This window comes from Streptomyces sp. NPDC059787, assembly GCF_042732315.1.
Taxonomy (GTDB): Bacteria; Actinomycetota; Actinomycetes; order Streptomycetales; family Streptomycetaceae; genus Streptomyces; species Streptomyces atrovirens.
The window spans coordinates 43,900-62,028 of the sequence record NZ_JBHWHX010000040.1 but is presented as its reverse complement, the minus strand read 5'-3'; the positions used below and the strand labels follow the sequence as shown (position 1 = coordinate 62,028).

The 18,129-nt window shown below is 70.6% G+C and carries 18 protein-coding genes and 2 pseudogenes; 14 read left to right on the top strand and 6 right to left on the bottom strand.

What is annotated here, in order from left to right:
- Positions 1-69 precede the first annotated feature (69 nt).
- Positions 70-354, bottom strand: a complete 285-nt coding sequence (locus tag ACFV5H_RS29475; RefSeq protein ID WP_385198035.1) for a hypothetical protein — start codon at positions 352-354, stop codon at positions 70-72.
- A gap of 259 nt (positions 355-613) precedes the next feature.
- Between ACFV5H_RS29475 and ACFV5H_RS29470 the strand changes: the two genes are divergently transcribed.
- Positions 614-1,654, top strand: a complete 1,041-nt coding sequence (locus tag ACFV5H_RS29470; protein ID WP_385198051.1) for an NAD(P)-dependent alcohol dehydrogenase — start codon at positions 614-616, stop codon at positions 1,652-1,654.
- Between the two features lie 548 nt (positions 1,655-2,202).
- Positions 2,203-2,373 carry a hypothetical protein gene (locus tag ACFV5H_RS29465; protein ID WP_385198054.1) on the top strand — a complete coding sequence of 57 codons (171 nt, stop codon included), beginning with the start codon at positions 2,203-2,205 and terminating at the stop codon, positions 2,371-2,373.
- Positions 2,374-2,492: 119 nt separating this feature from the next.
- On the opposite strand, the pseudogene ACFV5H_RS29460 reads toward ACFV5H_RS29465, so the two are convergent.
- Positions 2,493-2,741, bottom strand: a pseudogene (locus ACFV5H_RS29460) (TauD/TfdA family dioxygenase); the annotation flags it as partial.
- Positions 2,742-3,098: 357 nt separating this feature from the next.
- Between ACFV5H_RS29460 and ACFV5H_RS29455 the strand changes: the two are divergent.
- Together ACFV5H_RS29455 and ACFV5H_RS29450 are read left to right on the top strand one after the other, a co-directional pair.
- Positions 3,099-3,899, top strand: a complete 801-nt coding sequence (locus ACFV5H_RS29455) for a MerR family transcriptional regulator (protein WP_385198034.1) — start codon at positions 3,099-3,101, stop codon at positions 3,897-3,899.
- Entirely contained in the window at positions 3,896-5,110 is a 1,215-nt protein-coding gene (locus tag ACFV5H_RS29450; RefSeq protein WP_385198033.1) for a glycosyltransferase, read from the top strand. The genes ACFV5H_RS29455 and ACFV5H_RS29450 overlap by 4 nt, the downstream gene beginning before the upstream one ends.
- Here the strand turns inward: ACFV5H_RS29450 and ACFV5H_RS29445 are convergent.
- Positions 5,044-5,421 (bottom strand): hypothetical protein, encoded by a 378-nt coding sequence (locus ACFV5H_RS29445; protein WP_385198049.1) that lies wholly within the window; start codon positions 5,419-5,421, stop codon positions 5,044-5,046. The two genes, ACFV5H_RS29450 and ACFV5H_RS29445, sit on opposite strands and share 67 nt — an antisense overlap.
- A gap of 42 nt (positions 5,422-5,463) precedes the next feature.
- Positions 5,464-5,673: a hypothetical protein gene (locus ACFV5H_RS29440; RefSeq protein WP_385198032.1), complete on the bottom strand. Its 210-nt coding sequence runs from the start codon at positions 5,671-5,673 to the stop codon at positions 5,464-5,466.
- A gap of 101 nt (positions 5,674-5,774) precedes the next feature.
- On the opposite strand from ACFV5H_RS29440, the gene ACFV5H_RS29435 reads away from it, so the two are divergent.
- From ACFV5H_RS29435 to ACFV5H_RS29415, 5 genes are all read left to right on the top strand, one after another.
- Positions 5,775-6,578: an alpha/beta fold hydrolase gene (locus ACFV5H_RS29435; RefSeq protein WP_385198048.1), complete on the top strand. Its 804-nt coding sequence runs from the start codon at positions 5,775-5,777 to the stop codon at positions 6,576-6,578.
- The gene (locus tag ACFV5H_RS29430) at positions 6,578-7,900 is read left to right on the top strand and encodes a PP2C family protein-serine/threonine phosphatase (protein WP_385198031.1); all 1,323 of its coding nucleotides are present in this window, start codon (positions 6,578-6,580) and stop codon (positions 7,898-7,900) included. Before ACFV5H_RS29435 ends, ACFV5H_RS29430 begins: the two co-directional genes overlap by 1 nt.
- A complete protein-coding gene (locus ACFV5H_RS29425) occupies positions 7,897-8,223 on the top strand; it encodes an STAS domain-containing protein (protein WP_385198030.1) in 327 nt (108 codons plus the stop codon). The genes ACFV5H_RS29430 and ACFV5H_RS29425 overlap by 4 nt, the downstream gene beginning before the upstream one ends.
- Before the next feature lie 206 nt (positions 8,224-8,429).
- On the top strand, positions 8,430-8,585 hold the full coding sequence (locus ACFV5H_RS29420; protein ID WP_385198029.1) for a hypothetical protein: 156 nt from the start codon (positions 8,430-8,432) through the stop codon (positions 8,583-8,585).
- Between the two features lie 148 nt (positions 8,586-8,733).
- A complete protein-coding gene (locus ACFV5H_RS29415; protein WP_385198027.1) occupies positions 8,734-8,976 on the top strand; it encodes a DUF6411 family protein in 243 nt (80 codons plus the stop codon).
- 423 nt (positions 8,977-9,399) lie between these two features.
- On the opposite strand, the pseudogene ACFV5H_RS29410 reads toward ACFV5H_RS29415, so the two are convergent.
- A pseudogene (locus ACFV5H_RS29410) lies at positions 9,400-9,597 on the bottom strand (IS1380 family transposase); the annotation flags it as partial.
- Positions 9,598-9,882: 285 nt separating this feature from the next.
- Complete coding sequence (locus ACFV5H_RS29405) at positions 9,883-11,385, bottom strand: aldehyde dehydrogenase family protein (protein ID WP_385198025.1); 1,503 nt, start codon at positions 11,383-11,385, stop codon at positions 9,883-9,885.
- A 155-nt stretch (positions 11,386-11,540) separates the two neighbouring features.
- Here ACFV5H_RS29405 and ACFV5H_RS29400 point away from each other — a divergent pair, with 155 nt between their 5' ends.
- The 5 genes from ACFV5H_RS29400 (at position 11,541) to ACFV5H_RS29380 (ending at position 18,129) form a co-directional block, all read left to right on the top strand.
- Positions 11,541-12,170, top strand: a complete 630-nt coding sequence (locus ACFV5H_RS29400; protein WP_385198023.1) for a TetR/AcrR family transcriptional regulator — start codon at positions 11,541-11,543, stop codon at positions 12,168-12,170.
- Between the two features lie 332 nt (positions 12,171-12,502).
- Positions 12,503-12,793: a hypothetical protein gene (locus ACFV5H_RS29395; RefSeq protein WP_385198022.1), complete on the top strand. Its 291-nt coding sequence runs from the start codon at positions 12,503-12,505 to the stop codon at positions 12,791-12,793.
- Between the two features lie 34 nt (positions 12,794-12,827).
- A complete protein-coding gene (locus ACFV5H_RS29390; RefSeq protein WP_385198020.1) occupies positions 12,828-14,252 on the top strand; it encodes a site-specific integrase in 1,425 nt (474 codons plus the stop codon).
- Entirely contained in the window at positions 14,252-15,952 is a 1,701-nt protein-coding gene (locus ACFV5H_RS29385) for a hypothetical protein (protein ID WP_385198019.1), read from the top strand. The genes ACFV5H_RS29390 and ACFV5H_RS29385 overlap by 1 nt, the downstream gene beginning before the upstream one ends.
- Positions 15,949-18,129, top strand: coding sequence for a hypothetical protein (locus tag ACFV5H_RS29380; protein ID WP_385198017.1), 2,181 nt, complete (start codon positions 15,949-15,951; stop codon positions 18,127-18,129). Before ACFV5H_RS29385 ends, ACFV5H_RS29380 begins: the two co-directional genes overlap by 4 nt.

The window sequence follows — 18,129 nt, the reverse complement described above, 5'->3', positions numbered from 1 at the left end:
TCGCGGCCCTGATCGGCGCCGGCGTCGTCTTCGTCGGCGGTCCGGCTGCCACCGGACCGGGCGAGGCGGTCAGGCGGACGGCCGACCGGTGAGGGACGGCAGGATCGTCGTCCTGATCCGGCGGCAGGTCACAAAGCCGTTCACGGTCATCGCTGTCCAGATGACGGTATGGACCAGGGGCCACCACAGATCCCCTCCCCGCTCACCCCGGCCGAGACCGCCGATCCAGCCGGCCGCCCAGCCGACCGCGAGGATCAGGGCCGGCCACCTGGCCCATTGCCAGGTCCACATGGTCCATCGGGCACGGGCTTCCTGCCGGTCCCGCTCGTCCTGCTGGGCTTGTGTGCCGTCCATGACTGTCGTCTACCCCGTCCCCGTCCTTGGTTTCCCGGACCTTCGACGGGGAGGGCCACAGGGGCCGGCTTCGACTGCTCCAGGAGCGCTCCTCCGAGTCGGATCACCAAGGGCACCCCATCGGCCCCGGTCCCGCCGTGGGCGCCGCACTCGGCGAGCGCGGTCCGGCCGATGGAGCGACCATGAGGGTACGACGTGCCATGTGACGGGAGCGGCTCCACGATCCCGAGCCGGGGCGCGGAGGAAGGGACCGACCATGATGAAGGCGCTTCAGTACCGCCGCATCGGCGCTCCCCCGGAGGTCGTCACCGTCCCCGATCCGGAGCCGGGGCCGGGCCAGGTCCTGCTGAAGGTCACGGCGGCCGGCGTGTGCCACTCGGACATCGCGGTGATGAGCTGGCCCGCCGAGGGCTTCCCCTACGAGCTGCCGTTGACCCTCGGGCACGAGGGCGCGGGGAGGGTCGAGGCGCTCGGTGCCGGTGTGAGCGGGTTGAAGGAGGGGGACGCCGTCGTCGTGTACGGCCCGTGGGGTTGCGGTACCTGTGCCAAGTGCGCGGAGGGGAAGGAGAACTACTGCCTGCGCGCGGGAGAGCTCGGCATCTTCCCGCCGGGACTGGGCTCACCTGGAGCGATGGCCGAGTATCTGCTCGTCGACGACGCCCGCCACCTCGTTTCCACCGACGGTCTGGATCCGGTCGCCGCGGTGCCGCTGACGGACGCCGGGCTCACGCCGTACCACGCCGTCAAACGCGCGCTGCCGCGACTCGTGCCCGGATCCACCGCGGTGGTCATCGGAACGGGCGGGCTCGGTCATGTCGCCGTTCAGCTCCTGCGGGCCATGTCCGCGACCCGTGTGATCGCCCTCGACGTCAGCGAGGAGAAACTGGCCCTGGCGCGGACCGTCGGCGCGCACGAGACCGTGCTCTCCGACGCGCAGGCGGTCGGGAAGGTGCGGGACCTGACCGGCGGGATCGGAGCCCAGGCCGTGTTCGACTTCGTCGGCGCGGAGCCGACCGTGCGCACCGCGGGGGCCGTCGCCGCCGTGGAGGGCGAGATCAGCATCGTGGGCATCGGCGGAGGCGCCTTGCCCGTCGGTTTCGGCACGCTGCCCTTCGAGGTGTCGGTCAACGCACCCTACTGGGGTTCACGCGGCGAACTGATCGAGGTCATCGGCCTCGCCCGGGCCGGCGCCGTCACCGTCCACACCGAGACGTACTCCCTCGACGAGGGACCACTCGCCTACGAACGTCTGCACGCCGGCGAGGTGAACGGCCGGGCCGTCGTCGTCCCCCACGGGTGACGTCGGACTGCGGCCCTGCGGAGGTCCCGGCGCGGACGAGACGCTCGACCAGGGCCTCGGCGTCGTCGGGACCGGGCGTCCGCCGGCGCGCGCCGTGCAGCCGGAACGTCCGGCGTGCGGTGTCGGGGAGCCCGACGCCCACGCGACCACCACCACAAGCACGGGGGCTGCACGCCGCTCCATGCGGAGGTCTCAACAAACCCGGTTCGCCGGAGGCGTCGCAGCCCTGTACTCGAACAGCCCGCTGGAGCGACAACCGCTCTGTGTGGGCTACTGAGAACGAATTAGGCTTCGTGGATGTCCTCTCGCCGTTCCCAGCGGAAGCCCGGCTCCTGCGGCGGGTACTCCCGCTGGATGTCCGGGTGCAGCACGAACAGGATCCCGCACCATGCCTGCCGGTCCGGCACCCGTGGCCGGTCCGCCGCCGGCTTCGGCCCGGATCGGGCGGCAACGGCTCGATGGGCGAACGCAGTTGGTCCGACGCGATCCACGGCCGCGACTCACGCTTCCCCACGTCCCGGCCAACGAACAGACATGCCGGCGGCCACTTGACCAACACCTTCTGTCAGGACCTCCGGCAGCCCGAGACACCCGGCGCCACAGACCCGTCGACCCGCGCCATGGACATGGCCGGCCGTACCCGGCCGGATCTCGCCGTGCCCGACACCCAGGGGTACCTGTTCGACGCGGTGGTGCGGCATCCGTTGAACGTGGTGTGAGGGCTGCCGGTCAGCGCGGTGTGGTCGCGGTGCCGATCGGCGTGTCGCCGCAACGTGATGCGATGCATCACGCGGTGCCGGTTGGCGCGGTGGGCCGTGCCGCGGTTGTCCCACAGGACGACGTCACCCGGCTGCCGACGGTGCCGTGCGACGTGCCCGGGCTTGGTGAGATGGGCGTAGAGGATGCCGAGGACGCCCCGGCTCTCGTACTCCGGGACGCCCACGACGTACGAGGTGAAGCCGGGGTTCACGAACAGACCCCGGCCGGCCCGGGCGAGCGCCGGAAGTGGCCCACAGGTCCGTGGTGGTTCACCCGGGCCGGCGGGCCGGCGTGGACAGCCGAGGGGACCGGTCCGCCCCGGCCACATGATGGACGCGGGGACATCCGGGTCGGTGCGGTGGCCTTGCTGGGACATCGGCACCGGTAGCGGTTTTCTGCACTGGGACGGGATCGTCGCCCTGGGCGTGGACAGCGGCGGGTGTACCGCGCCCGATGCGGAGGCGGAACCGTCCCGGACCACGGAACCGATCGACACCTACGGAAATCTCGGAGGAGCCGCTCGTTCGACAGGCCCCGGCGAAGCGAGGGAGAGGCCCGGACCACTTGGCCCGAGCCCTCGTAACTGCCGGTGGGTGTCTGGAACCGGTAGACGCGCGGAGCGTGACGGGTTGACCCTTCCCCTACGTCAGGCTTGAGACTGCAGACCGATGAAAGGGGCAGGTGGGTGAGTTATTCCGTGGGGCAGGTCGCGGCCTTTGCCGGGGTGACGGTGCGGACGCTGCATCACTACGACAAGGCGGGGCTGCTCTCGCCCGGTGACCGCAGTCCGGCCGGTTACCGGCTCTACAGCGACGCCGACCTGGTGCGTCTGCAGCAGATCCTCTTCTACCGTGAACTGGGCTTCCCCCTCGAGGAGATCGCTGTCATCTTCGAGGACCCGCAGGCCAACGCCCTGGACCATCTGCAGGCCCGGCAGCGGCAGTTGGAGGAGGAGATCGCCCGGCTGCAGCGGCTGGCCGAGGTCGCACAGCGGGCGATCGAGGTCCAGCGGACCGGGGTGCCGATGACTCCCCGGGAACGCTTCGAGGTTTTCGGCGAGATCACCTTCGACCTGAGCTATGCCACCGAGGCGGAACTGAAGTGGGCGCACTCGGCAGGGCAGCGCGAGGCGATGGAACGCGCGGCCGCCCATACCAAGGAGGACTGGCGCCGGCTCATGGGCGAGGCCGCCGCCTGGCGCGCGGAGCTGCTCACGGCCTTCGACCAGGGGGAGCCGAGCGACGGCGAGCGGGCCGTGGACCTCGCCGAGGAGCACCGCCTGCACATCTCGCGCTGGTTCACCTCCTGCCCGCCTGACATGCACCGGCGTATCGCGGACGACTTCGCCGCCGACCCGCGCGCCTTCGCCCTGGTCGTACCGCCCTCACAGCAGCGCCCAGGCCTGGCCTCCTACCTGTGCAAGGCGGTCCACGCCAACGCCGCCCGCCGCACAGGCGGCCGTACCGACTCCGAGGAGAAGCAATGAGGATTCTGATCGCCGCGGCCGGATCGCGCGGCGACGTCGCGCCCTACACGGGTCTGGGCGCCCACCTGCGCCACGCCGGATACGACGTCACCCTGGCCACTACGGACGCCTTCGCACCCCTGGTACGCGATGCCGGGCTGACCTTCCGCTCCCTGCCCACCGACCCACGCGGGCACGGCGCCGTCACCGGCAGGCGTGAGCTGATGCGCAGCGCCGCGGCCTTCGTCACCGAACTCGGCCATGGTTTCGCCGACGCGCTGGCCGAGGGCACGGATCTGCTCCTGCTGTCGACCACCACGGCCCCCCTCGGCTGGCATCTGGCCCAGGCCACGGGCACGCCGAGCCTGGGGGTGTACCTCCAGCCCACCGCACCCACCGGCGACTTCCCGCCCGTCGTCACGGGCTCACGCTCGCTGGGCCGCCTCGCCAACCGTGCGGCCGCACGCTTCGCGCTGTACATGACCGACCGCCTCTACGAACAGGCCGTCGCGCAACTGCGCCACCGACTCCAACTGCCGGCCCTCTCCGCCGCCCGGATGCGCCGACGGCAGGAGCAGGCGAACTGGCCCATCCTGTACGGCTTCAGCACCGCACTGGTGCCCCGCCCCTCCGACTGGCGCTCCGGCCTGCAGGTCGTGGGCAACTGGTGGCCCCATCACGAGGCGACCGAACGACTCCCTCCGCAGGTGGAGGACTTCCTGAACGCCGGGCCCCGGCCCGTCCTCATCGGCTTCGGCAGCATGGCGGCCGGCCACGGAGAACGACTGAGCGACATCGCGGTGCACGCGTTGCGCCGCGCCGGGCTGCGCGGCATCCTCCAAACCGGCAGCGCCGGGCTCACCGCCGACGGCGACGACATGCTCACCATCGGGGACGTACCGCACGCCCTGCTGTTCCCGCGGCTGGCCGCGGTGGTCCACCACGCCGGTGCCGGCACGTCGGCCGCCGCACTGCGTGCCGCGGTGCCGGCGGTCACCGTGCCGGTGACCGCCGACCAGCCGTTCTGGGCGGAACGACTTGCCGCCCTCGGCGCCGCGGCCGGCCCGATTCCCTTCCGGTCCCTCACCGCCGAACGGCTCGCCGACGCCCTCGACCGTGTGGTGAAGCAGCAGACATACACACGAGCCGCTGCGGCCGCGGCGGCTCACATGGCGGCCGAGGACGGAGCGGGCCAAGTCTTCAAAGCCGTCCAGCAGCTGACCGACCGGTAATGCCGGACGATCTGCTGATCCCTCTTCCCACCTGATCGCGATGCCGAGGCGGAGAGAATCCTGGTGAAGGGCCGGGCCACCAGGGCAGCCGCGTGAGTCAGGGACCTCTCGACGTCGCCTGTGCGGGCCCGGACCGAGCAGCACCTCGCCGAGCCGGCCGGAAGCGAGGGCCGGCGGGGGCGGAGGCCGTCGAGGAGCAGGGCGAGCGGGCGGAGCCAGGCGTCCGGGGCGACCGTGGTGAGCGCGGGAACAGCCCGGCCCGGTGCCGCCGGGCTGAAGAGCAGGTCCTCGGTGGTGAGGTCCGGGCGGATGGTGCCCTGCTCCTGTCCGCGCCGGAGCAGCTCGTCGACGGTTCAGCGGTTGTGGGCGTGGACCACCTCCAGGGAGGTGACATCTTCCGGGCTCGTGGTCATGAGGTCGCTGGTGCCGCGGCCTGCGGCCAGACCCGCGAACACCGTGCGCGGGTACGTCGGTCCCGCCCATGCGTTCTCGACGGTGCGCGCAGGCCGACCCGCCGCCGCGGTCTCGGTGGGCGTGTCCCGGAAGACCTCGTCGATGAACACCGTGGACCTGGCCCGCTCCCGTGGCGTGCGCGGATGTGTGAGGTGATCGTGAACCGACTTCCGGGCGCGCTGGGCCGGATGTGAGGATGGTGGGTATGGACATGGACATCCGCCGCAGGAACAACGTGATGGTCACCGGCCGTGCCGATGGGCCGGTGGTGGTGCTGGCGCACGGGTTCGGCTGTGATCAGAACATGTGGCGCCTGGTGGTGCCTGCGCTGGCGGAGCGGTACCGGGTGGTGCTGTTCGACTACGTCGGCTCCGGCGGTTCGGACCTGTCCGCCTGGAGCGAGGAGCGCTACTCCTCCCTGCACGGTTACGCCCGCGACGTGGTGGAGGTCTGCGAGGAGCTGGATCTCGAGCGGGCCGTGTTCGTGGGGCATTCGGTCAGTGCCATGGTCGGAGTGCTGGCGGTCGAGGCCGCGCCGGAGCGGATCGGGGTGCTGGTGATGGTGGCCCCCTCGCCCTGCTACATCGACGACGACGGGTATCGCGGCGGGTTCACCACGGAGGACATCGACGAGCTGCTGGCCTCGCTGGAGTCGAACTATCTGGGCTGGTCCTCGGCCATGGCCCCGGTGATCATGGGCAATCCGGAGCGGCCGGAGCTGGGTCAGGAGCTGACCAACAGCTTCTGTGCCACCGATCCCGACATCGCCCGGGTCTTCGCCCGGACCACGTTCCTCTCCGACAGCCGCGACGACCTGAAGCGCGTCGATGTGCCGACACTGGTTCTGGAGTGCTCGCAGGACGTCATCGCGCCGCGGGAGGTCGGCGCCTACGTACAGGCCGCCATTCCTTCCTCCCGGCTGGTCACTCTCGAGGCGACCGGTCACTGTCCGCAGCTGAGCGCCCCGGAAGCCACCACGGCGGCGCTGTTGGACTTTCTGCGGGAACTGTCGTGATGTGCCGCACGGACGGTGGGCAGGAGCCGACCGGCACAGGGGACGGGGAGCGTACGGACGCGGCGTTCACCGCGCTGCTGGAGGACAGCGCCGAGGAACTGTACGACTCGGCGCCCTGCGGTTACCTCTCCACGCTGATGGACGGCACCATCGCCAAGATCAATACCACGTTGCTGGACTGGCTGGGCCTGGAGCGGGAGGCCGTGGTCGGACGCCGAAGGTTCGTGGACCTGCTCTCCGTGGGCGGGAAGCTGTATCACGAGACCCACTTCGCTCCGCTGCTGCGGATGCAGGGCGAGCTGCGCGGCATCGCCCTGGAGATGAAGACGGTGGGCGGCGGCCGGCTGCCGGTACTGGTCTCCTCCGTCGTCAAGCACGGCAGCGAGGGCGATCCGCTGCTGATCCGCACCACCGTCTTCGACGCCGCCGACCGCCGCGCCTACGAAGAGGAACTGCTGCGCCGACGCGAGGACGCCGAGCAGGCGCGGGCCCAGGCCGAAAAGGCCCGGCGGCAGGCCGAGGCCGACCGGGAACGGCTGGCCGACGCGCTCGCCGTGCTCCAGAAGTCCCTCGTGCCCGACACCCTCCCCGCTGTGCCGGGACTGGAGGCAGCCGCCTACTACCACACCGCCGCGCCGGACCGCCTCGGCGGCGACTTCTACGACCTGTTCCCCCTCGACGGCAAGCGCTGGGCGTTCTTCCTCGGCGACGTGTGCGGCAAGGGGCCCGAGGCCGCCTCGCTGACCTCGCTGACCCGCTACACCCTGCGCGCCGCAGCCCTTCATGACCCCGAGCCCGCCGCCGCGCTGACCACGCTGAACGCCGTCCTGCACGAGCGGTATGCCGCCAGCGGCGATCCCCGCTACTGCACCTGCGTCTTCGGCACCATCGAACCGGATCCCGGAACCGGCGAAGCCACCGTCCGTCTCGCCTCCGGCGGCCACCCGCCGGCTCTCGTACTGCGTACCGACGGCCGTGCCGACTTCCTGCCCACCCCCGGCGGACTGCTCGTCGGTGTCCTGCCCACCGCCCCGACCGGCACCGTCCAGACCACCCTCGCCCCCGGTGAGACGATCCTCCTCTACACCGATGGCCTCACCGAGGCCCGCACCGGCCCCCGCCGCGACGACCTGTACGGCGAAGAAGCCCTGCACGCCTTCGCCGCCGGCCACGCCCCCGCCACACCTCAGGAAGTGATCACCGCACTGACCGGGCTGTTGGAAAGCCTCGGCGACGGTCTCGACGACGACACCGCACTGCTCGCCCTCGGCGTCCCCGCCACCCATCCCCGCACCCGCCCTGCAACGAACCACCCACGATGAGCCCGCTGAACATCACACACGACGACACCGCAACCGGCCCCGTCCTGCACGTGGCCGGCGAACTCGACTACGCCCAGGCCGCCGCCCTGCGCCACCGGGCCGAGCAACTCCCCCTCGCTCCGGGGCAGTGCCTGGCCATCGACCTGTCCGGCCTGGAGTTCTGCGACTCCACCGGCATCACCGCTCTCCTCGCCGCCCGCCAGCACGCCCACGCCTCAGGCGCCGACATCGCCCTGCATGCCGTTCCCCTCAACCTGATGCGCATCCTCACCCTGGTCGGCCTGGACCAGATCTTCACCATCCACTCCAGCGACCCCGTCTGAAGCAAGTGGTCGCCGGCGTTCGCCCTGGCGCCGCAGGGCCCGGCAGGCGCTGTGTCGTCCGACTTGCCCTGGAAGTCGTCGTCTTCGGCGGTTTGCCGGTGTGCGGCCTTCTCGCGGGCGCGCAGGACGACCCAGACGAGGGCGGCTGTGCAGTGAGGGGGAGTGTCCGATCGACGGCGGATCTGCTGATCAAGGAGAGACGCCGAGTGAGCGATACGACGACCGTGCACGAGTCCGTCGCCCTCTTCGCGGACATCACAGCCCGCGAAGGTCGCCGACACAGCCGCCGTTCCGGAGAACGCGGGCCGCCGCCACTGGCCACGGCGCCGGTACGGGACCTGCCACCAGGCGCCCTGCTCTGACGCGGCTCGCACGCCGGCACCGGCGATGCCGACCGCTCCCGGGTCGCGAAGGAGGCGCTCGATCCCCGGGGGGGCAGGCGTGGCTCGACGCATGGCCTCCCGTCTCCAGGGCAACCGACAGACACGTCTCACGTTTAGGAGCTGCCTCATGGTGATCGTAGGAGTTGTCGCTGTGTGCGTCGTTCTCGCCGTTCTTGCTTTCCTCCTGCCGCGCCTCTCCCACCGCCCGCAACGGGGGACCCAGCGCACGCTCGGCGTCGGTTCACGAGCCGGAGGGAAGGCTCCCGGCATCCTCGGTCGCGCTTTCAGCAAGCCCTTCCGCAGCAGTTCCAAGGCTGTTGGCCGCAGCGGTTCGGCCGGTCGGCGGGCCCGTGGCCGCATGCCGTTCTGACCGGCGATGTGACCCGTCGTGAGCAACTCCAGGGAAGGGCGTGTACTCCGCCGATGTGATGCGCACCATCGCTTGCAAGGGTGGCGGGTTTCTGCCTACTCGGCTCGTCCTCGCCGTCATCGGCGCGGTCGTGGGGATAATGATCGTTCTCGCGCTGCACAGAAGGAATAACCGTCAGCCTCGAAGTTTCGTGACGGTGCGCCGGTTTGCCCGGCGCGCCGTTTCGGCTGTTCGGGCCGGTGGAGGGCAGGCCGACGGCCCGGCTCTCGCGTCGGGTGGGCACCGGGTTCCACGGCTCCGGCCGGGATGTCTCGTCGGGACAGGACGTCGTTGCCGGCCGGCCGGGGACCGGAAGTGCTTGCAGTCGCTCGACTGCGGTGGTGATCACCCGGGTCCAGGGCCAGTGGCGGGCCAGGCGGAGCCGGAGACGACCGGGCCGAACAGGCCGGGCTCGGCCCGCGGCATGGCCACGTCGAACAGGCAGTCCCCGCCCAGCGCGACGGCCAGGGCGAGGTCGAGCACGACCTTGCCGGGACCGTGCACCGCCCGCGGCCTGCGCCACGGCTCCAGCGCCGTCGGCAACGCGGCGTCCAGGCCGGTCCGGCGGACGGTCTCCACCATCAGCACCGCGCCGGCCTGCGAGACAGCACCAGCCCCACCGCCCCGGACACGGACGCGGACGCGGACGCGGAGAGAACCCACTGCGCCTCTTCACCTGGAGAGTGCTTCTTCCCAGCGGCGACCGGACCCTGGACAAGCCCTGTCGTCCCGGTTCGGAGGCGTTCTCCGTTTGGTTGATCAGGACCCGGACAAGCCCACGCGGAACCATCCGCCCGTCCGAGACGGCCGCGCACGCCGGTGTCGCGCTCGAGGACGGCCAGGCCGCTCAGGCGCGGGGTGGCATGGTCACAGCGCGATGCGGATGGTCTTGACCTGGGTGTAGGTGTCGAGTCCTTCCAGGCCGCCTTCACGGCCCAGGCCGGACTGCTTGTAACCGCCGAAGGGGAGGTTGCCGGTGCTCATCTCGGCCCAGGTGTTGATCCAGACGGTGCCGGCCTCGATGGCTGCGGCCATGCGGTGTGCGGTGGTGAGGTTGGTGGTCCACACGGAGGCGGCCAGTCCGTAGTCGGTGTCGTTGGCCTGGGCGACGGCGTCGTCGATGTCGGTGAAGGTGGTGATCACGCCGACGGGGCCGAAGATCTCCTCGCGGACGACGCGCATGTCGGAGCGGACGCCGTCGAGGAGGGTGGGGGCGAAGAAGTATCCGTGGTCACCGAAGCGCCCGCCGCCGGTCACCACGTTCGCGCCCTCCTCGCGGGCGATGTCGAGGCAGGAGCTGACACGGTCGAACTGCGCCTTGGTGGAGAGCGGTCCCACCAGCGTGCCCTGGGTCAGCGGGTCGCCCGGGGTGAACGCCTCCATCGTCCTCAGCAACTTCTCGACGAACTCCTCGCGGATGCTCTCCTCGACGAACACCCGTGATCCGGCGACGCAGACCTGTCCCGCGTTACCCAGGAAGCCGGCCGCCACGCCGCGGACCGCGACGTCGAGGTCGGCGTCGGCGAAGACGACCGACGGCGACTTGCCGCCCAGTTCGAGCGTTGTGCGCTTGAGCGTGTCGGCGGCCTGGCGCTGGACCAGCTTGCCGGTCGCGGTCGATCCGGTGAAGGCGATCTTCGCGACACCGGGGTGCGCGACCAGCGCCTGGCCCGCCTCGGCGCCCAGGCCGGTGACGACGTTCACGACACCGGCCGGCAGGTCGGTGCCGGCCAGCAGCTCGGCCAGGCGCAGCGTGCTCAGCGAGGCGGTCTCGGCCGGCTTGAGCACGACGGTGTTACCGGCGGCCAGGGCCGGGGCGAGCTTGCCGGGCAGTTGGCCCATCGGACCGTTCCAGCCCCAGATGATGCCGACGACACCGAGGGGCTCCTTACGGGTGTAGGCCATGCGGTCCTTGCCTGCGGGAACACTCACGCCGGACAGCTTGGTGGGCCAGCCCGCGTAGTAGCGGAAGACCTCACTCGCCTCGGCCAGCATGTGCGCGGTCAGCATGCGGGGTGCGCCCATGTTGACCGAGTCGATGGTGGCCAGTTCGTCGGCGTGCTCCTCGATGACGTCGGCGATCTGGTTCAGGATCCGGCCGCGCCGGTCGGGGCTCATTCCCGCCCAGGCGGGATCGGTGAACGCCGCGCGCGCGGCGCGGACCGCGGCGTCGACGTCGGCTGCCTCGCCGCGCCCCACACCGGCCAGCGCCTCCTCGGTGGCCGGGTCGGTGTTCGGCAGAGTTCGTCCCGAGACCGCGGTGACCTGCCGGCCTCCGATCCACATCATCCGCTCCCCGGCCCGTACGAACGCGGGGATGTCACGGCGGGCGGTGTCGGCGACGGGCGGGACGCTCACGGTTGCGGTCATGGTTGTTCCTCTCCTGGTGTCCTGATCAGCAGATCCGTCCTAAGCGGATTGCCTGTCCACTTAACGTAGCGGACAGGCTGTCCGTTTACAAGGAGAAGTGAGAAGGGTATCCGGTACGCTGAGGTTCCGGACGCAAAAGGAAGGAAGCATCCGCCATGAGCGCTGAGCCCGCCCCTGCCCGACGTGCCGACGCCGAGCGCAACCGGTCGAAGATCATCGCGGTCGCCCGCGAGGCCTTCGCCGAACCCGGTGCCGCACCGTCGATGGCCGAGATCGCCCGACGTGCCGGCGTCGGCATGGCCACGCTCTACCGCAACTTCCCCGGCAGACTCGAACTGGTCGAGGAACTCTTCCGTCACACCGTCGACGACATGTGCCAAGCCGCCGAATCCGTCAGTGGCGACACGCCTGGCGAGGCCTTCTTCGCCTGGCTCATGCGCTTCCACGCCCTCGGCACCCGCAAAGGACCTCTCGCCTCCGTCCTCCTCTCCGAATCCGCCAATGGCACCCCCATCCTCCGCGCCAGCCGCTCCCGTACGATCGCGGCCGGCGAACCCCTTTTCCGCGCCGCGCAACGCAGCGGAGAAGTACGCGACGACGTCTCTCTCGGACAGATCCTCGACGGCCTCGTCGCGCTCGCCGGCATCGACAACGGCCCGGACTTCCCCGGCGCCCTGATCCGCGTCCTGCTCGACGGTCTGCATCCGACTCCGCACACCACGGGCGGATCGCCGACCGCCAGTGAAGACATGGACATCCCCACGACCACGACAGGGAGCGAGTGATTGGCGTCCGTCTCCCCGTAAGACCCTGCGCCCACCTGCGCCGCCGCAGGATCCGCTGCACCGTTCCGGACAAGGCCGACCAAGCGCTGCCGTCGGAAGCCCGGGCGTCGAGGCATGGGCCCGGGATCCCTGACAGTCCGCACCCGCGACCAGCGCTTTCACAACGGGTGGAGGGGCACGCCCGACTGCGCTTCCACACCTGGGGAGTGCTTCCTTCCTGACGGCGGACAGGACCCGGACAAGCCCCCGTCGTTGGAGGTCGGATCCGCTCTCCACTCGCTCGATCAAGCCCCGGAGAGGCTGGCTCGTGAAAGCTGGCCCCGGGCAACGAGGTGACCTGGGGTGCCGACCTGGCCGACGGCGGGGTCACCCTGGCCATCGCGATCCTTCTCGATCTCGAGCAGTCGGTGCACCACATCTCCGACGGTGCACCACATCTCCGACCGGGTCGTCCACCGCGCCTCGGAGAGCCACCGCGGCGAGGCAAGACCGATGCCGAGGATGCCGCCGTCATCGCCGACCGGGTCCGCGTCCGCCGCGACCTGCACCCTGTTTGTCGCTGCTTTCTTGGCGTGTCTCACATTCCTCAACTCCCGTTGATCAGGCGTGGGGTTAGCAGTTGATGAGTGTCGTGTCGCGGACGTACCGTCCCGCCGCGTGTTGGTGCACTTTTTCTCTGCTGAGGGCTGGCAGTCCTGGGGGCTCGATGGCGAGCCGTTGATCCCCGAGCGGATGCCGGTGTTGTTCGACGACGACTTCCTGTTCGAGGACGAGGGCGGCCCGCGGGCGACGCGGGCGGTGAACGCTTGGCTTCGTACGCTGCCGTCGAGCGGGGCGCCGTCGCCGAATTCGTGGCGGGCGTACGCGCTGGCGGCCCGGGACTGGCTGACGCATCTGCGGCGACACCGTGTCTCCGTGTTCGGTACGCGGCAGGAACTGGTGGCCGCGCTCGGTACATACGCAGACCGTCGACTGTCGGGGTCGTTGGACGAGCGGCTGGAGTTCTCGTCATGGGAGCTGCAGGTCACGGCGCTGAGCCGGTTCTATGACTGGGCCGAGGGCGAGGGTCTGGCCGCGGCGGTGCCGTTCACGGTGGCCACCGGCAAGCGGATGGTGCAGGGCCGGCTGGTGGAGACCCGGCACAACCGGGCCCGGCTACGGCGGCCGAAGCCGCACGTGAAGGTGCAGTACCTGGAGTCGGACTTCGCCGATCTGTTCCGCTACGGCCTGGCCGGGCTGGGCCCGGACGGGCTGGAGGACGCGACGTTCCGCGGCCGGTTCCCGGGCCGGAATGCGGCGATGGGCGACCTGGTGCTGGGCACCGGGATGCGGAGCCGAGAGTTCACTCACCTGCTGGTTCATGAGGTTCCGCCGCTGCCCGCTGAGCCGACCGAGGTGCCGATCCCGTGGGTGGTCCCAGAGTTGGCGGCCAAGGGGCGGAAGTTCCGCACGACGTGGATCGACTACGCCTCGCTGGCGGCGGTGCACTCCTACATCGACCTGGACAGGGAGATGTCGCAAGGGTCGTGGCGGCCGCGGAGGCCGCTGGTGGTGGAGGAGGCGGACTTCTACGGTGGCCGGGTCAACGGCCGGCGCACACGCTGGGCGGCGCTTCGGCCGGAGGAACGGCTGCGGCTGGTCGGTCCGCAGGGCGGGTCGCTGCTGCTGGCGCTGAGCTACGACGGGCGGCCGTTTGTGGACTGGGGCACGCTGTTTCGCCGCACGGCCCGCCGGATCCGTGAGCGCTTCGAGCCGCGGTTTCCGGACGTCGCGCCGCACCGGTGCCGGCACACCTTCGCCATGGCCACCCTGGAGAAGCTGGTGGAGGGCCACTACCGGCAGGCCGCCCAGCTCGCCGCGGCGACCGCAGATGCGTCCGGGCTCGCGCTCTACCTGCTGAAAGCCGATCCGCTGCTGATCCTGCGGGACCTGCTGGGGCACTCCAGCGTGGTCACTACGGAGGTCTACCTCAAACGCCTGGATGTCCATCGGATCTACCGCGCGGCCTGGGAACGGACCCGCGCTGTCGTCGATGCGGCCGCGCTCGCCGAGGCCGACGCCGAGCTCGCCGAGGAGCTTTGATGCCGGCCGAAGTCCTGCGCGGTCCGCTCGCGCTGAAGCTGTCCCTGCCCGGCGGGACGTCGACGGTCATCGTCATCGGTGACCTGCCCAACCCGCAGCTGGCGGCCGACCTGACCGAGGGCCTTGCCGCCTCGATCCATCCTCACGGACCGCTCGCCAAGCTGACCACGGTGAAGAGCTTCACCTACACCCTGCGTCGCATGGTCCGCGACCTGGCCGAGGACGGCTTCACCGGTTCGGCGACCGAGCTGACCAGATCCGTGCTCGGTGCGTTCTGGCTGCGCTCGCACTACCTGGTCGAATACCGCACCCGCACGATCCTGCGCGCCTTGGACGCCCGGCACCAGGTGCTGCCCGAACCGGTGCGGCAGATGGTGTTCGGCAAGAACTACACGCGCCCCACCGTCAACGGTCCGCTTCCGCCCTACACACCGGCCGAATGGAACCGGCTGATCGACCTCTGCAAGCGGGAGGTACGCCGCCTGGGGGAGGCACAGCGGGCGATGGTCGCGCTCGCCGAGGGCGGGCAGGATCCGGCAGTCGACGGCTGGAGCGAGGTGAACGGGGCCTGGCTGATGCTGCGGATGGGCCCGGTGACGCGGACGGAGGTTGCCGCTCACCTGGGCTTGATGCCGAGGACGTTCACCGGGAGGCACCGGGGCATCGAGCGGGCCAGGGCGGCGCTGTTCCCGTCCCACAAGGACGCGATTTCCTACATGTTGCTGCTGGCGGCCTGGACCGGCATCGTCCCGGACGGGCTGAGTGGCCTTCAGGTGCCCGGGATCCGCTGGACCGGGCGGCAGGCGACGCTGCTGTCCTACGCCAAGGGCCGCACGGCGGACGAGAGCTTGGTGTTGTCGCCGCGGGCGTCGCGGCTGCTGGAGCAGTGGCTGCAGCACAGCGCTCTGCTGCGCAGGCATGCTCCGGCCGAGCTGGCCGAGCACGTGTGGCTGGTGACGCGGCAAGGCCGGCTGGCCCGCGCGGCTTTCGAGGAGTACATGATGCGCGGCTGGGTCAAGGCCCATGATCTGCGCGGGGATGACGGCAATCTGTTGCGCATCGACCGCCGGCGTCTGCGGACGACGTTCATCGCGCAGCGGGGTCAGCGGCAGTGGTCCCTGCGGGCGACGGTCGATCCGAACCACTCGCCGCAGGTCGAGGGTGATCACTACCTGTCGGCCGCGACCCCGGCGCAGAAGGCGGTGGTCGAGGAGATCGCCCGGGACGCGCAGGGCGATCTGCTGCGCCGCGCGAGTGCCCCGATGGTCGTCGACGAGGCGGCCAGCGCCGCCGGGCTGCCGGAGGAAGCACGCCGCCTCGGGCTGGCCGAGGGCGCCTTGGCCGAGTTGCTGTCGGGTGAGCGGGACGTGTTCAGCGGGGCCTGCGCCGACCACTTCGCCGGCCTGCACGGACCGAAGGGGCAGCCGTGTCCGGCCCGGCCCTGGGTCTGCCTGCTCTGCCCGCTGGCGCTGTTCTCCCCGCGTCACCTGCCGAATCTGCTGCGGCTGAAGGCCTTCTTCGCGCGGCAGTTCCGCCAGATGCCGCGTGAGCAGTTCGCCGCCGTCTTCGCCCCCTACGCCCGTCGCCTCTCGGCGGACATCCTGCCGCGGTTCGAGAAGGCCGCCCTTGCGGCGGCACAGCGCGACGTCGATGACGAGGACGCCGAGCTGCCGCTGCGAGCCGAGGAGACAACGTCATGAGCCTGCTTCCTGTCTCCGCCGAGCCTGCGCACGGGTCGGTGTTCGCCGGCGCCGACATCGCCGCCATCGCCCGTCTGAACTGGCTGAGCGGCTGCCCGCGGCCGCGCTTTGAGGACGACGTGTGGTCGTTCGTCGGCTGGGCCGATGCACCGGTGCAGATGAAGGTGACGGAGAAGAACGTGCTGTTCGACCGGATCACCCACCGGCCCTGGCGCGTGGTCGCCAAGGAACTCGCCCTGGCCTGGATCGCCACCCAGGACGAGCGCGTCCTCGCCCTGCCGCGGGCCCGCCGGCTCCCGCGGCACCCTCGCACCATCTATGCCCGCGTCTACCACCTCACGTTCTGGCTGAACTGGCTGCACGAGCGCCGCCTCACCACGCTCGCCGCGGTCACCCAGGACCACTGCGAGGCGTTCCTGCGCGAGTACGGCGTCGTCCGGGACAAGGAGACCGGCGCTGTCCTGCGGAACAAGGCCGGCTCCTCGCTGCGGACGGTGGTCTCCGCCATGCAGGACATCACTGACTACGGCGAACTGCTGTCGGCCGACCGACACCGGCCCGGTTTCCGGCCCTGGGGCCCACGATCGCCCCGCGTCGTGACCGGGGCACCGTCCCGGCCGCAGGTGGTGATCAAAACCGAGCCCTTGGGTGACGAGGTCCTGCGGCCGCTGCTGACGGCGTGCTTGCACCTGGTCGACGTGCTCGGACCGCACATCGTGGACCTGCGGACACAGCTGCAGGCCGAACGCGAGTCCTGGCGTAACGTCGAGTGGTCGAGGAATCTGCGGGACGGCGACCGGCTTGGCGCGCTCGTCGAGGAACATCTGCGGACGGGCCAGCCGCTGCCGCGGATTGAGGACTTCCAGGTGACCAAGCGCCTGCGCTCGGGGTGGGACCCGAAGGATCCGTTGCTGGCAGCCAACTTCCAGCACCTGCTGCGGCCGACGGGACACCGCGACATTCACAAGGCCCTCTTCGCCCAGGCCCGGCCACTGCTGGAGGAGGCGGTCGCCGAGGTCGGCACCGAGTACCTGTGGTGTCGCGACCCTGCCGACGCCCCTCGCGCGGACACCGGCGAGTTGATCCCTTGGTCCTTGCCCCTGTCGAACAGGTCCTCGGATGCCTTGATCCGGATCGCCGCTCACGCCTGCACCGTCGCCACCTCCGCGTTGACAGGGATGCGGTCCAGCGAACTGATGGAGCTGACGGTCGGCTGCCGCCGCACGGACGAGACCGACGGCACCGGCCTGGCCCGGCACCGCCTGGTCAGCAAGGTCGTCAAAGGGCGCCTATGGGGCGGCGAGGTCGACGAGTGGGTCGTCGTCGAGGAAGTCGTACGTGTCATCGCCCTGGCCGAGCAGCTCACCGACTCCGGACCTGGCCAGCCGCTGTTCGGCGCGTTCAACGGCTTCAATTCCAACGGGGCCATGACCTGGCTGCGGCAGTGGGTCGCCTCGCCCGCCGGACGCCGCCTGGGCCTGGAGCCGATCCCCGACGAGCCGGTGCACCCCCGCCGCCTGCGGCGGACGCTGTCTGTCGAGATGGCCGCCCGCCCGGGGGGACTCCTGGCCACCAAGGTCCACTTCAAGCACCTTCAGGTGGCCACCAGCGAGGGATACGCCGGTCGGCCGGGCGGCGCCCAGGCCGTCTTCCACCACGAATGGAAGAAGGAGGAGGCCAAGGAGAAGCTCAAGCGGACCGTCGAGGCATACCGGCAGTTCGAACAAGGCCAGATGCCCGCCGGCCCGGGAGCCGACACGCTCCTGGCTTCCTTCTGCGCCGTCGAGCAGGAACTGGCCAACCACGAGCCGGGCCCGGCAAAGGTGGTCACCGACCGGCAGATCGAGCTGCTGCTGAAGAAGAAGGCGTCGGCCCTGCACCTGTCCGCGGCGAACTACTGCTGGTTCGAGGACCCGGCGAAGGCCCTGTGTCTCAAGCTTGCCGGCACCAAGTCCGCCGCAGCTCCGCTGACCGGGCTGTGTGACAGCTCCCGCTGCCCCCAGGCCACCCACCACCTCGTTCACCGTTCCGTCTGGCAGACCACAGCTGACAACGGCGCCGTCCTGGTGGCCAGCCCGCGCATCCCGCCCGCGGAGAAGGCCCGGCTACGGGCCGAGCACGAGCGGTCCATGCGGGTTCTCGAAGAGATCGACACGGCAGCCGGAAAGGCCGGATGA

Coding starts and splice junctions, on each gene's coding strand:
- ACFV5H_RS29475 (WP_385198035.1), bottom strand. CDS start 354: ATGGACGGCACACAAGCCCAGCAGGACGAGCGGGACCGGCAGGAAGCC.
- ACFV5H_RS29470 (WP_385198051.1), top strand. CDS start 614: ATGAAGGCGCTTCAGTACCGCCGCATCGGCGCTCCCCCGGAGGTCGTC.
- ACFV5H_RS29450 (WP_385198033.1), top strand. CDS start 3,896: ATGAGGATTCTGATCGCCGCGGCCGGATCGCGCGGCGACGTCGCGCCC.
- ACFV5H_RS29435 (WP_385198048.1), top strand. CDS start 5,775: ATGGACATCCGCCGCAGGAACAACGTGATGGTCACCGGCCGTGCCGAT.
- ACFV5H_RS29430 (WP_385198031.1), top strand. CDS start 6,578: ATGTGCCGCACGGACGGTGGGCAGGAGCCGACCGGCACAGGGGACGGG.
- ACFV5H_RS29425 (WP_385198030.1), top strand. CDS start 7,897: ATGAGCCCGCTGAACATCACACACGACGACACCGCAACCGGCCCCGTC.
- ACFV5H_RS29415 (WP_385198027.1), top strand. CDS start 8,734: ATGGTGATCGTAGGAGTTGTCGCTGTGTGCGTCGTTCTCGCCGTTCTT.
- ACFV5H_RS29405 (WP_385198025.1), bottom strand. CDS start 11,385: ATGACCGCAACCGTGAGCGTCCCGCCCGTCGCCGACACCGCCCGCCGT.
- ACFV5H_RS29400 (WP_385198023.1), top strand. CDS start 11,541: ATGAGCGCTGAGCCCGCCCCTGCCCGACGTGCCGACGCCGAGCGCAAC.
- ACFV5H_RS29385 (WP_385198019.1), top strand. CDS start 14,252: ATGCCGGCCGAAGTCCTGCGCGGTCCGCTCGCGCTGAAGCTGTCCCTG.
- ACFV5H_RS29380 (WP_385198017.1), top strand. CDS start 15,949: ATGAGCCTGCTTCCTGTCTCCGCCGAGCCTGCGCACGGGTCGGTGTTC.